Origin of the sequence: Bacillus cereus group sp. MYBK216-1, assembly GCF_051916495.1 — a bacterium.
GTDB classification, from domain to species: Bacteria; Bacillota; Bacilli; order Bacillales; family Bacillaceae_G; genus Bacillus_A; species Bacillus_A thuringiensis_K.
Window position 1 is genome coordinate 1 of sequence record NZ_JBQAGT010000008.1, and the last position, 12,841, is coordinate 12,841.

Below are 12,841 nucleotides of genomic sequence, written 5' to 3' on the forward strand. Positions count from 1 at the left end.
CATAAAAGAATTAAGGCAAAATTAAAGGGTATGAGCCCAGTACAATACCGGGCTCATACCCTAGAGGCTGCCTAATGAAACGACCTGTCTAACTTTCGGGGGTCACTTCAACAGGGATACGGCTTTCTTTATAGGGAGATAAGGGATTAAAGAAATGATGAAGTCTTATCTCTTTTATATGAGTAAAGGGTCTAGAGTGAATGTTGTCCTTTTCATTATTTATTTAACTCCATTGCGACTTGTTTACCATTTACGAAAACCTCTACTACCGCTACTACAACTTCCATTACTTTTTTCATCTCTCATCTCTCCTTATTTTTTGTTTCATTTCTTACTCTCAGTATAAGGAAATACAGTAATTACAACTATCGAATTGGATGACAAGAGACTTACATTGTTGTAAGGATAATAGTTTAGTTTGTAATAAAGTGAAACTGTAATCAGTGGGGGGGGCTTACTGCCCGTTAATGCGGGGGAAATTTAATTCAAGGTTAAGATTCGGAATTTTCCGTTGTTTTGAACTATAATTAGAAAGAGGGGGGGATAATATGAAAAGAATTCTTGTTATTAGTGATATTCATGGAGAAATAGAAAAGTTCGAACAGTTGTTGAAAGAAGCTCAATATAATGCGAAAAAGGATCAATTAATCTTACTGGGAGATTATGTAGATCGTGGTCCAAATGCGCGTGCTGTAATTGAAAAGGTAAAAGGATTGAAAGAAGAGGGAGCACTCATTTTAAAAGGAAATCATGAAGATATGATGATTAAGGCGTTAACGACAAATGAGGAACGTTCATGGAACCATTGGGTAAAAAGAAATGGTGGAGATAAGACATTATATAGTTATGGATTTGTAGAAGAAGATATTGCGGTTAATGAGAAAGACTTCCAAAAACCGATTTTACAATCTTCTGTATTAGAGGAACATATAAAGTTTATTCAAGAATTAGATCATTACATTGAAACAGAAGAGTATATATTTGTACATGCTGGGGTTGAGCCGATGAAACGAGTTTCTGAATCTGAACCATATACGTTAATGTGGATCCGTAATGAATTTCATAATGGATATAGCGGTGAAAAGGTTGTTGTATTTGGGCATACGGAAACAAAGACGCTTCATAGTAGTGAGGATTGCGGAGTGTATTTTGGTAGTAATCGTATTATTGGAATTGATGGCGGGGCTGTGTATGGTGGCCAGCTAAATTGTTTGGAGTTGCCAAGTAAAAAGGTATATGTAATAAAAAATTGAAAGAGATAAGAGGAATCTTATTTCTTTCAATTTTTTATTAAGGTAAATTTAAGACAAAGTTTTTATAATAAAAATTCAAAATTTGAGAAGGAAATAGTTGAAAATGAAATTACGTAATATAACTACATTCTTTTGTTATGAAGAGAAGAAATGTAATAATAAATAGAATTGAACTATTTGATGGAAGGTGAGAGCATGCGCTTACTTGTAATAGAAGATACTACTTCGTTATTAGAATCTATCGTACAAATTTTGCGTGATGAATTTGAAGTAGATACGGCAATAAATGGAGAAGATGGATTGTTTTTAGCGCTTCAAAATATATATGATGCAATTTTGTTGGATGTGATGATGCCAGGGATGGACGGATTTGAAGTGATTCAAAAAATACGTGATGAAAAGATTGAAACACCAGTCCTGTTTTTGACAGCGAGAGATTCTTTAGAAGATCGGGTGAAGGGATTGGACTTTGGTGGAGATGACTATATCGTTAAGCCATTTCAGGCCCCTGAATTAAAAGCGAGAATTCGCGCTTTACTACGCAGAAGTGGTAGTTTAACAACGCAGCAAACAATTCGCTATAAAGGGATTGAATTGTTCGGAAAAGATAAAGACGTTCAAGTAGATGGACAAGGTATTAAGTTGACATTGAAACAATATGAGCTACTAGAGTATCTCATTCAAAATAGCGGGAAGATTTTAATGCGTGAACAAATTTTTGATCGTGTTTGGGGATTTGATTCAGATACGACAGTAGCGATTGTAGAAGTGTATGTGCATCATTTACGTAAAAAATTAGAGCCATTCGGTTATCAGAAAGATATTCAAACCGTTCGAGGTATTGGATATATATTAAAAGAACAATGAGAAAAGGAAGTATGTTTCAAAAGACACGCATTCGTTTGACTATAGTGAATTCATTAGTATTTATCCTATTAATAGGTATATTAGGCAGTATTATTTATTCATACACATATAAGCGTATTTATAATGAAGTGGATCAATCTATAAAAATGATGGCCCAGTATAGAGAGAAATTAGATGTTAAAATACCACCAAGAAAACGCATGGAGAATATCCAGATTGGAGATCCGCGAGTAACTAGAATAACTTGGAATGGGAAAATAGTGAAAATAGAGGGCGATAACCGTAAATACCGTTCTATTTTTGAAGAGAATTTGGAAAAGTTTTCTCCAAAAAAATTAGGGGAGTTACAAGATATTGAAGTACAAGGACGATATTTTAGAGCATTTTCGCTTCAAAAAGATGGAGAAATAGTTCAAATCGTGCGAGATATAACAGCGGAAGAAAGAATGTTAAATACTTTATTTTTAATCCTCGTTATAGGTTGTAGCATAGGAAGCCTCTGTGCGATAGGTATCGGCTTTTTCCTAGCTGGCAGAGCACTTGTACCTATTCAAAATTCATGGGAGAAACAGCAGCAATTCGTTTCTGATGCATCACATGAACTAAGGACACCGCTTGCAGTTATTCAATCAAAAACGGATGTGTTATTCCAATCACCATCCGCTACGATAGAAGAAAAAGCGATAGATATTTCTACAATTTCAAAAGAATGTAGGCGGTTATCGAAACTCGTTAGTAATTTATTATTGCTAGCACGTTCTGATTCTAATCAAATTGAGATGGATAAGAAAACATTTGAACTTGATAAATTGTTAGAAGAAATAGTAGCTCCATATAAAGAGATTGCTTCTTATCAAGAAAAAGAAATGATACTAAAAGTAGAACGTGGTGTATCTTTTATGGGGGATAGAGAGCGGATTCATCAAATGATGGTCATACTGTTAGATAATGCGATGAAGTATACAAACGAAGGTGGGCATATTCAAATCGATTGTACGCAAACGAGTAGTTCAATTCGTATACAGGTGAAGGATGACGGGATAGGAGTGAAAGAAGAAGATATTCCGAAATTATTTGATCGTTTTTATCAAGGAGATAAAGCAAGAAGTACGTCAGAAGGAGCTGGATTAGGTCTTTCAATCGCAAATTGGATTGTAGAAAAGCATTATGGAAAAATATCAGTAGAGAGCAGGTGGGGAAATGGCACTAGTTTTGAAGTGATTTTCCCTAAAAATCAAAAAATATAAGTAAGAAGACGATCTTGTTTTTACAAGGTCGTCTTTTTTAAAGGGAAAGTTAAGAAACTATTTATATTATGTATGGCATAAAGAACGTTCGTTACATGAAGAAGAGACTAGGTGTATGTGAGTGGATTTTATCAATCATAATGTTATCTCAAGCAGAGATGAGATGTATGTATAGTATTAAAAAAATTATGGGAATGCTGAAAAAGAAAGTGTAAGAGGGAGGAATTAATTTTGAAAAAGAAAATGATGATGGTATTCACTATTGGAGTAATGAGTTTAAGCATATTAGGGGGTGCCTCTCCTTCTGAAACACAAAAAGGAAAGACAGATTACACGCAGCGCAGTAAAGAACAATTGAACAATGGTAAGATACATGCAGTGCATACAGAAGAAAAAGCAGAGGAACTAGGTATTGAAACGGAAGGAAAAGAACAAATTACATTAGAAAAAGAAATTCATGAAACAGAAGTAGGAAGGGAAGCAGAGCAGTTAGGTATTTCGATTGAAGGAAAAGATGTTGGGACGCTGTCAGAAGAAATCTATGAAACAAAAGTAAAGCAAGAAGCGTTAAAGCTAGGTATATCTATAGAGAATACATCAATTGTAGATTTAATTACTCAAATTAATACGATTAAAATTAAAGATGAAGCAGATAAATTAGGCATTTCTACAGATGGAAAAGAAATCGAAGACATCGCGGAAGAAATCTACGGAACGAAAGTAAGAGAAGAAGCAGGAAAGTTAGACATTTCTCAAAAAGGAAAAGAAATTGAAGAGTTAGCACAAGAAGTGTACGAACAAAAAGTACAGGAAGAAGCAAAAAAATATCATATTGATTTGTACGGTAAAGATATATATCAAATATTAAAAGAAATTAATGAACAAAAGGTGCTACAAATGGCAGATGAGCTTAATATGGATAAAATGAATATGAATATTCAAGAGTTAGCGGAAAAGATAAAAAAAAATCAGCCTGAAAAAGGAAAAGAACTAAATTTTGTACCGATGATTAGAACGGATGCTGACGCATTTTATTCTTATTTAACGAATTAATAAGGGCGTGAAAGTGATAAGAAAATTGAAGTGGTATATATGTACAGCTTTACTAGGTGCAGCAATATGGAGTGTATATACAAATGGAATTCCAAAGTATGTAGAGAAGTTTACATTCTCAAATATACAAAGAGGAAAAGAAACGGAGTTTTGTAATAACGATGAAAAAGTCATCTTATCAAATGTTCCATTAATTCAGCAGTTACCAGAATTGGATAGAGGCTGTGAAGTGACAAGTTTAGCGATGATGTTACAATATGCTGGTGTTTCAGTGGATAAGATGACATTAGCAAATGAAATAAAAAAAGTTGATTTTATAGACGATGGTGTGCGCGGGAATCCGAATGAAGGATTTGTAGGTAATATTTATACATTTTCTGAATCAGGATATGGTGTATATCATGGGCCACTTTTTCAGTTAGCGGAAAAATATTTACCTAATAAAGCTGTAGACTTAACTGGGAAGAATATAGAAGAGATTTATAAGAGTGTAAAAGCAGGACAACCGGTAGTCATGATCACAAATGCAACATTTGCACCATTAGATGAAGATGAATTTACTACATGGAAAACAAATAGTGGAGATGTTTCTATTACGTATAATGAACATTGTATTGTACTTATTGGGTATGATCAGGAATCTGTATATATTCGAGATCCACTTGAGGATAGCTTAGATGTAAAAGTGCCGAGAGAAATCTTTGAACAGGCATGGGTGCAAATGGGGAGTCAGGCAATTAGTTATGTAAAGAACTCCAAATAAATTAGGAGGAAGAGTTTTAGTAAGATGACTATAAGGCGAAGGATAGAGATTGAAGATTATAAGAGAAATTTTTTAGAGTAGAAGCTGTTGAGAAATAAGAGAACTTTAGTATATATAATGCTAAAGTTCTCTTATTTTTATGATTAAAATCCTTATTAAGGAGTGAATATGTAAAAATGCATAATTGACGAAAAATTTACATGTTATCATTATATATTGTTTTATACATGTTAATTGTATAAAATGACACAAGTATCCACATTACATAAAGGAGGCTTATTATGCAAAAAATATTTAACGGGGTTAAATGTATGAGTATCAATAAAAAATTAATCATTTCATTTTTTATTATTTTAACTATACCAGGAATTATTATCGGTGGTGTTTCATATCAAACTGCCAAAACAAATTTTGAACATCAAATGACAGCTAAAGCAAAGGAGAATATTTCGATTTTAAATACTGTTATTTCTCAAAATATAGAAGAGAAATTTGTTGATGCGACGTACTTTGCAGACATCTTAACAGAGGATACATATCCAAATGGACAGGAAGAAATAGTAAGAACGAAGTTAGCACAATATATAAAGCTTCATCCAGAAGTAGAAGGTATTTATATTGGAACGCAGACGGGAAAGTTTATAAGAGAACCATTTATCCAAATGGCTGATGGGTATAATCCAACAGATAGATCTTGGTATAAAGAAGCACATGAAAATAAAGGGAAAGTAATTGTTACTGCACCATATCAATCAGCATCTACAAAAAATATGGTAGTGACCATTGCGAAAGAAGTAAAAGATGGTAAAGGTGTTATAGGAATTAATTTAAACTTAGATAACATCTTAAAAATTTCCAAAATGATTAACATTGGTGAAAAAGGTTATGCAGTTATTTTAGATCAAAATAAGCAAATTGTTAGTCATCCATCTAGAAAACCAGGTGCGAAAGTTACTGATCCTTGGGTTAAACCAATTTATGAAGATAAACAAGGAAATGTGTCTTATACAGAACAAGATGATAAAAAGAATTTAATCTTTGCAACAAATGAAAAAACAGGCTGGAAAGTAGTTGGAGTTATGTTCGATGAAGAAATTAACCAAGCTGCCAGTCCAGTGTTTTATAAGACTTTAATTGTTATTGCTATCGCTATTGCATTTGGTAGTGTATTAATTTATTTCATTACAAGGTCTATTACAGGGCCATTACGAAAAATAGCTGAATCAGCATATAAAATTAGTAAGGGAGATTTAACAGAGAAAATTACAATCCATTCTAAGGATGACATAGGGAAATTAGGGACTTCATTTAATGAAATGTCTACGTCTTTACAAGATGTTATTACCCAAATTAGCTTTTCAGCAGAACATGTCGCGGCATCGGCTGAGGAGTTAACAGCGAGCGTACAGCAAGCAAATGATGCGACAGATCAAATTACAATTGCAATGGAACAAGTATCAGGTGGGGCTGAATCACAAAGTCAAGGTGTTGAAGAAGGTGCGGCTACATTACAACAAGTAAATACAGCAATTCAAGATGTAACCGGAAGCGCAGAGTCAATTTCTATTTCCTCATTACATGCGAGAGAAAGAGCTGAAGAGGGAGAAGATTTAGTTGAACAAACTGCAAAACAAATGCAGTCTATTTCTAGGTCGGTATCCGAGTCAGATGCTATTATTAAACTTCTTGATGAGAAATCAAAGCAAGTAGGAGCTATTTCTGAAGCAATTCAAAACATAGCTACTCAAACGAACTTATTAGCTTTAAATGCGGCTATTGAAGCAGCAAGAGCAGGTGAACAGGGTCGAGGATTTGCTATTGTAGCAGATGAGGTTAGAAAATTAGCAGAGCAATCAGGAGAGTCATCTGGAGAGATTGCAAATTTAATTGCAGAAATTAAGGAGGATATTGAACATACTGTTAAGGCAATGGATAATGTGAATGGAGAAGTTCAACAAGGGCTTGATGTTGTAACAAAAACGAAAGTAAGTTTTACGGAAATTTTAAGTTCTACTACACATATTGTTTCTCAAGTTAATCAAATGGTAGAAACAACGAAGAGAATTGCTGGAGATGCAAATGAAGTGACAAATGCTATTGATGAAATTGCAGCGGCTGCAGAAGAAAATACAGCTAGTATGCAAAGTGTTGCAGCTTCAACAGAAGAACAGGTTAATTCAATGGAGGAAATTAGTTCAGCTTCGCAAAACTTAGCTGGGATGGCCGAAGAACTACAAGCGATGACTAGTAAATTTAAAGTATAATAACAGCAGATAAGTAAGGTGAAAATAATATCACCTTACTTATTTTTCTATTCAGCAATTAGGGGAGTCATTAACGGGATGAAAAAAAGAAAAAGACTATGGAATTTGTGGAAAACGATTACATTGTTAGTTTGTACAGTTGTAATTTTTTCTTTACTTGTGACAGATATATTAATTAGTCATAATGTAGAACGGGCGACGGAGGATAGCCAAGCAGAGAAAGCAAAAACAATTGCACACATTGTGGCGAATGATTCAATTGTAATCAATGGCTTGGTTGGGAAAGCGGATACTCCTGCAATCCAAACGTATACAAATAGGATATTAAAAAACACAGGTGTTCAATTTATTGTAGTTATGGACATGGATGGAATAAGAAAATCTCATCCAGATCCTCAAAAAATAGGTCATCATTTCATTGGTGGGGATGAAGGGCCTGCATTGAAAGGAAAAGAACATGTATCGTTAGCAGAAGGAACTTTAGGTATTTCCATGCGAGTATTTGTACCAATATTTTCTGAAACAGGTGAACAACTTGGAGCAGTGGCTGTTGGTATTTCAGCAGATAATGTAAAAGAGAGAGTTAAGGAAAGTAGACATATCATTTATATTGGTGTCGGAGTTGGGGTATTAGTCGGAATTATAGGAGCAATATTACTAGCTAGACATATAAAGAAAAGTTTATTCGGTCTTGAGCCGCACAGGATAGCAAAAATTCTTGAAGAAAGAAATACGATGCTACAATCTGTAAAGGAAGGTATTATTGCTGTAGATAAAGAGGCTAGAGTAACGTTAATTAATAATGAAGCGAAACGTCTATTTAAAAAAAGCGGACTTGAAGAAGATTTTATCGGTAAAGATGTTGAGTTGTATATGCCAAATTCACGTATAAAAGAAGTATTGAAAACGGGAGAAGTACAATTAAACGAAGAACAAAATATTTACGGAATTACGATTGTGACGAATCGAGTTCCTTTATATGTAAAAGGAGAAATAGTTGGTGCAATTGCAACATTTCGTGATAAAACAGAGATTAGAAAACTAGCAGAGGAACTAACTGGTATTAGACTATATGCAGAAGCATTACGGGCACAATCTCATGAGTTTATGAATAAGATGCATGTCGTATTAGGGCTTACACATATGAAACAGTATGAAGAATTACAGAAGTATATAAGCGGCATGGTATCAGAGCATCAATATGAAATTGGTGGAGTTATGAAAAGAATAAAAAGTCCAGTATTTGCTGGTTTTTTACTAGGTAAGCTCAGCTATGCTAGAGAGAAAAATATAAAATTAATTATAAGTGAAGATTCTTATATGCCGGAAATAGATGATGAAAGTATTACTCATGAACTTATTACGATTGTCGGAAATTTAATTGATAATGCATTAGAGGCAGTTACGAATTGTGAAAACAAGCAAGTTGAAGTTAAGATACAACATCGGGATATACTAACTATTACAGTACAAGATACGGGAAAAGGTATACAAGAAAAAGAAATAGAGGAATTATTTACGAAAGGTTATTCCACAAAGGGAGATAACCGCGGTTATGGTTTGTATCTTGTAAAAGAAAGTATACAGCGAATAAATGGGGAAATTCATATGCATTCATTAGTAGGAAAGGGAACAACGATAACGATTGAAATACCTAAAGGTAGGGATGAGAGGCAAATATGATTAAAGTTTTAATTGTAGAAGATGACCCGATGGTAGCAATGTTAAATACGCATTATTTAGAGCAAGTAGGAGGGTTTGAACTTGTTCAAGCAGTTAACTCAGTAAAGTCGGCGATAGAAATATTAGAGAAATCACGAGTAGATTTAGTATTACTTGATATTTTTATGCCTGAAGAGACTGGGTTTGAGCTTTTAATGTATATCCGGAACCAAGAAAAAGAAATCGATATTATAATGATTTCAGCTGTACATGATATGGGAAGTATTAAAAAAGCATTACAATATGGTGTAGTAGATTATTTAATTAAACCATTCACATTTGAACGATTTAAAGAGGCATTAACTATATATCGAGAAAAACTTACTTTCATGAAAGAACAACAAAAAATTAGTCAATCGGAATTAGATTCGTTAATTTTACAAAAAGAAAAAAGAGAGCCTACTGTCACTAAAGAGCTTCCGAAAGGTTTAACGAAGCAAACGTTGCAATTAATTTGGCAGAAGATCGAGTCTCTGAATGGAAGAGTATTTACAACAGATGAAATGGCACAATTAGTTGGAATTTCAAGAGTTTCTATTCGAAAATATGTAATGTTTCTGACTGACATTGGGGTGTTAGAAAACGAAATGATGTACCAACATGTGGGAAGACCTGTAAGTAAATTAAGATGTGTTGATCAAAAGAAAATAGAGTTTTACGTATAAGCGACTTAATATAAGTCGCTTATACTTTTTTTAATTACAAAATCAATTACAAAACTTACAAAAACTATTTTTACTATTGAAAGCGTTTTAATATTGTTATTAAGAAAACGAGGGGGTGCCATATGGGAATTCAAAAGAATGTGGAAGCGGTATCATTTTCTGAAGGAAATGAAGTACAAAGAGAATCTTTCGCTTCTAAAATTATGAATGTAAAAATCGGTGTTATACCTTTACCGTTATATGTAGTATTGGCTGCTATTATTTATGGGGCATCTGTATATAATAAATTGCCAGCAGATATGATTGGTGGATTTGCAGTTATTATGATCATGGGGATTTTCTTAGGCGATATTGGGATGAGAATTCCAATTTTAAAAAATATCGGCGGTCCAGCAATACTTTCGTTATTTATTCCATCATTACTTGTATTTTTTAACTGGATGAATCCAGCTTCAATGGAAGCTGCGACTATGTTAATGAAAAAATCGAACTTTTTATATTTATATATTTCTTGTTTAGTAGTCGGAAGTATTTTAGGAATGAACCGTAAAGTGTTAGTACAAGGTTTCGTTCGCATGTTTATTCCTTTAGTAGTAGGGACGTTAGCTTCTGTAGCAGTAGGATTATTGGTCGGTTCATTATTTGGATTTGAAATGAAGCAGACATTCTTCTTTATCATCGTACCAATTGTGAGTGGCGGTATCGGGGAAGGGATTTTACCATTGTCGCTAGCTTATAGTGATATTTTAAATGAATCATCAGCAACGTTTGTATCACAGCTTATTCCAGCAGCTATTATTGGAAATATGTTCGCAATTGTAAGTGCAGGGTATATGAAGCGTTTAGGTGAAAAGAAACCGGAGCTTAGTGGTAACGGTGTATTAGTGAAAACAGACAATCAAGCAGAATTATTAAAAGAACAAAATACAGAGAAACCAATTGACTTCTCATTAATGGGAGCAGGTTTATTAATTGCGTGTACGTTCTTCATCTTCGGAGGATTTGCTTCTAAGTTCATCGGTATTCCTGGGGCAATTATTATGATTTTCTCAGCGGCACTTGTGAAATACTTTAAATTAATGCCAGCAAAAATGGAGCAAGGAGCATTCCATTTATATAAATTTATTTCGAAGAATTTAACTTGGCCTTTAATGGTTGGATTAGGATTGCTGTATATTCCGTTAAAAGACGTAGCAGCAGTTCTTTCAGTAGGATATGTTGTTGTGTGCGCATCGGTTGTTCTTACAATGGTAGCATCAGGTTTTCTTGTAGGGAAAGTGATGAAGATGTATCCAGTTGAATCGGCGATTGTAACTGGATGTCATAGCGGTTTAGGCGGAACTGGAGATGTTGCTATTTTATCGGCTTCAAATCGTATGGAATTAATGCCGTTCGCGCAAATTTCGACTCGTTTAGGCGGGGCGGCAATGGTTGTAACGGCGACAATATTATTAAAGATGTTTTCATGATCAAACAAGCTAGCTATATTCATATAGCTAGCTTGTCAAATTAAGGGGAGATTATAAGTATGTTAGCAAATCAAATTAATGAAAGATCATTGTTATTGCATAAAGAATTAGTAGGGAAAATTGAAATTACAAGTAAAGTTGAGGTAAATTCAGCGTATGATTTAAGCCTGACGTATACACCAGGTGTAGCGGAGTCTTGTAAAGCAATTGCGGCAGATGAAGAAACAGTGTATGACTATACAGCACGTGGCAATATGGTGGCAGTTGTTTCAGATGGAACAGCGGTACTCGGCTTAGGAAACATTGGACCAAAAGCGGCTATGCCTGTTATGGAAGGAAAAAGTATTTTGTTTAAGAAATTTGCGAATGTAGATGCTTTCCCATTATGTTTAGGCACAACGGATGTAGATGAAATCGTTACCCTTGTAAAAAATTTAGAGCCTACATTTGCAGGGATTAATTTAGAAGATATTGCAGCACCGCGTTGTTTTGAAATTGAAAAACGATTAAAAGAAGAAACGAATATTCCTGTATTTCATGATGATCAACATGGAACAGCTATTGTCGTTTTAGCAGCTGTTATTAATGCATTAAAAGTTGTTAGCAAACAAATGGATAATGTGAAAATCGTTATTAACGGTGCGGGCTCGGCAGGAATTGCAATTGGAAAATTATTATTAAAGGCTGGTGCAAAGCACATTACGTTAGTTAGCCTAGAAGGTATTGTTTGTGAAGGTGAAACATGGATGAACGAAGCGCAAATTGAAGTTTCAAAAAAGACAAATCGTGAACATGTGCGTGGAACGTTAAAAGAAGCGATTCACCAAGCTGATATTTTTATTGGCGTATCTGCTCCTAACGTATTAACGAAAGAACTTGTGCAGACGATGAATGAGAAAGCAATTGTGTTTGCAATGGCTAATCCAATTCCAGAAATCTTCCCTGAGGATGCATTAGAGGCTGGGGCAGCTGTAGTAGGAACTGGACGCTCGGATTATGCGAATCAAGTAAATAATGTATTGGCGTTTCCCGGAATATTCCGCGGTGCGTTAGATGTGCGCGCAACTGATATTACAGAAGAGATGAAATTAGCGGCAGCATATGGGATCGCTAACATCATTACTGACGAAGAACGTAATGCGAATTATGTAATCCCAAATCCATTAGATAAAAGAGTTGTTCCAAGTGTTGCAGAAGCAGTAGCGAAAGCAGCTATTGATTCAGGCGTGGCGCAAATTACGAAAATACCACGTTATTAATAGCTAAAAGCAGTGCCTAAAAGGCACTGCTTTTTTGAGATAAGAAATCAAAATAATGAAGAAGTGTAGAATTATTTATGTTTCTTCACTATTTATTTAATTCCATTGCAACTTGTTTACCATTCACTAAAACCTCAGTTACTGCTACGATCACTTCTATCATTTTTTTCATCTCTCATCTCTCCTCGTTTCATTTCTTACTTTAAGTATAAGAGAAGAGAGATAATTCAACTATCGAAGTACATGACGTAGAAATTACATTGTTGTAAGAAAGTGGTT

General features: G+C 34.3%; 11 protein-coding genes and 1 pseudogene. All 12 read left to right on the plus strand.

The annotated features are described in order from the left end of the window. Nucleotides 1–75: IS3 family transposase (locus ACTFRH_RS23315; RefSeq protein ID WP_142309144.1), on the plus strand; the 75-nt coding region annotated here is incomplete at its 5' end. A 473-nt stretch (nucleotides 76–548) separates the two neighbouring features. Then, complete coding sequence (locus ACTFRH_RS23320) at nucleotides 549–1,253, plus strand: metallophosphoesterase family protein (protein WP_000821987.1); 705 nt, start codon at nucleotides 549–551, stop codon at nucleotides 1,251–1,253. 195 nt (nucleotides 1,254–1,448) lie between these two features. Beyond that, the gene (locus ACTFRH_RS23325) at nucleotides 1,449–2,120 is read left to right on the plus strand and encodes a response regulator transcription factor (protein ID WP_001238549.1); all 672 of its coding nucleotides are present in this window, start codon (nucleotides 1,449–1,451) and stop codon (nucleotides 2,118–2,120) included. Next, a complete protein-coding gene (locus ACTFRH_RS23330; RefSeq protein ID WP_080545850.1) occupies nucleotides 2,117–3,367 on the plus strand; it encodes a sensor histidine kinase in 1,251 nt (416 codons plus the stop codon). The genes ACTFRH_RS23325 and ACTFRH_RS23330 overlap by 4 nt, the downstream gene beginning before the upstream one ends. Nucleotides 3,368–3,598: 231 nt before the next feature. Then, complete coding sequence (locus ACTFRH_RS23335; RefSeq protein WP_000728557.1) at nucleotides 3,599–4,420, plus strand: hypothetical protein; 822 nt, start codon at nucleotides 3,599–3,601, stop codon at nucleotides 4,418–4,420. A gap of 7 nt (nucleotides 4,421–4,427) precedes the next feature. Continuing rightward, entirely contained in the window at nucleotides 4,428–5,183 is a 756-nt protein-coding gene (locus ACTFRH_RS23340) for a C39 family peptidase (protein ID WP_003299938.1), read from the plus strand. Between the two features lie 422 nt (nucleotides 5,184–5,605). Then, nucleotides 5,606–6,508 (plus strand): annotated as a pseudogene (locus tag ACTFRH_RS23345) (HAMP domain-containing protein); the annotation flags it as partial. Nucleotides 6,509–6,628: 120 nt separating this feature from the next. Then, the gene (locus ACTFRH_RS23350) at nucleotides 6,629–7,447 is read left to right on the plus strand and encodes a methyl-accepting chemotaxis protein (RefSeq protein ID WP_440048818.1); all 819 of its coding nucleotides are present in this window, start codon (nucleotides 6,629–6,631) and stop codon (nucleotides 7,445–7,447) included. Nucleotides 7,448–7,525: 78 nt separating this feature from the next. Then, nucleotides 7,526–9,130: a sensor histidine kinase gene (locus tag ACTFRH_RS23355; protein WP_000746396.1), complete on the plus strand. Its 1,605-nt coding sequence runs from the start codon at nucleotides 7,526–7,528 to the stop codon at nucleotides 9,128–9,130. Next, nucleotides 9,127–9,834 (plus strand): response regulator, encoded by a 708-nt coding sequence (locus tag ACTFRH_RS23360; protein WP_000598666.1) that lies wholly within the window; start codon nucleotides 9,127–9,129, stop codon nucleotides 9,832–9,834. The genes ACTFRH_RS23355 and ACTFRH_RS23360 overlap by 4 nt, the downstream gene beginning before the upstream one ends. A gap of 122 nt (nucleotides 9,835–9,956) precedes the next feature. After that, nucleotides 9,957–11,303, plus strand: a complete 1,347-nt coding sequence (locus tag ACTFRH_RS23365) for a 2-hydroxycarboxylate transporter family protein (protein ID WP_000512725.1) — start codon at nucleotides 9,957–9,959, stop codon at nucleotides 11,301–11,303. 59 nt (nucleotides 11,304–11,362) lie between these two features. Further along, nucleotides 11,363–12,562 carry an NAD(P)-dependent malic enzyme gene (locus tag ACTFRH_RS23370; RefSeq protein ID WP_000880787.1) on the plus strand — a complete coding sequence of 400 codons (1,200 nt, stop codon included), beginning with the start codon at nucleotides 11,363–11,365 and terminating at the stop codon, nucleotides 12,560–12,562. Nucleotides 12,563–12,841: the final 279 nt, after the last annotated feature.

Excerpts from the sequence above, each read along its gene's own strand:
- ACTFRH_RS23320 (WP_000821987.1), top strand. The coding sequence starts at position 549 with ATGAAAAGAATTCTTGTTATTAGTGATATTCATGGAGAAATAGAAAAG.
- ACTFRH_RS23325 (WP_001238549.1), top strand. The coding sequence starts at position 1,449 with ATGCGCTTACTTGTAATAGAAGATACTACTTCGTTATTAGAATCTATC.
- ACTFRH_RS23330 (WP_080545850.1), top strand. The coding sequence starts at position 2,117 with ATGAGAAAAGGAAGTATGTTTCAAAAGACACGCATTCGTTTGACTATA.
- ACTFRH_RS23350 (WP_440048818.1), top strand. The coding sequence starts at position 6,629 with ATGGAACAAGTATCAGGTGGGGCTGAATCACAAAGTCAAGGTGTTGAA.
- ACTFRH_RS23355 (WP_000746396.1), top strand. The coding sequence starts at position 7,526 with ATGAAAAAAAGAAAAAGACTATGGAATTTGTGGAAAACGATTACATTG.
- ACTFRH_RS23360 (WP_000598666.1), top strand. The coding sequence starts at position 9,127 with ATGATTAAAGTTTTAATTGTAGAAGATGACCCGATGGTAGCAATGTTA.
- ACTFRH_RS23365 (WP_000512725.1), top strand. The coding sequence starts at position 9,957 with ATGGGAATTCAAAAGAATGTGGAAGCGGTATCATTTTCTGAAGGAAAT.
- ACTFRH_RS23370 (WP_000880787.1), top strand. The coding sequence starts at position 11,363 with ATGTTAGCAAATCAAATTAATGAAAGATCATTGTTATTGCATAAAGAA.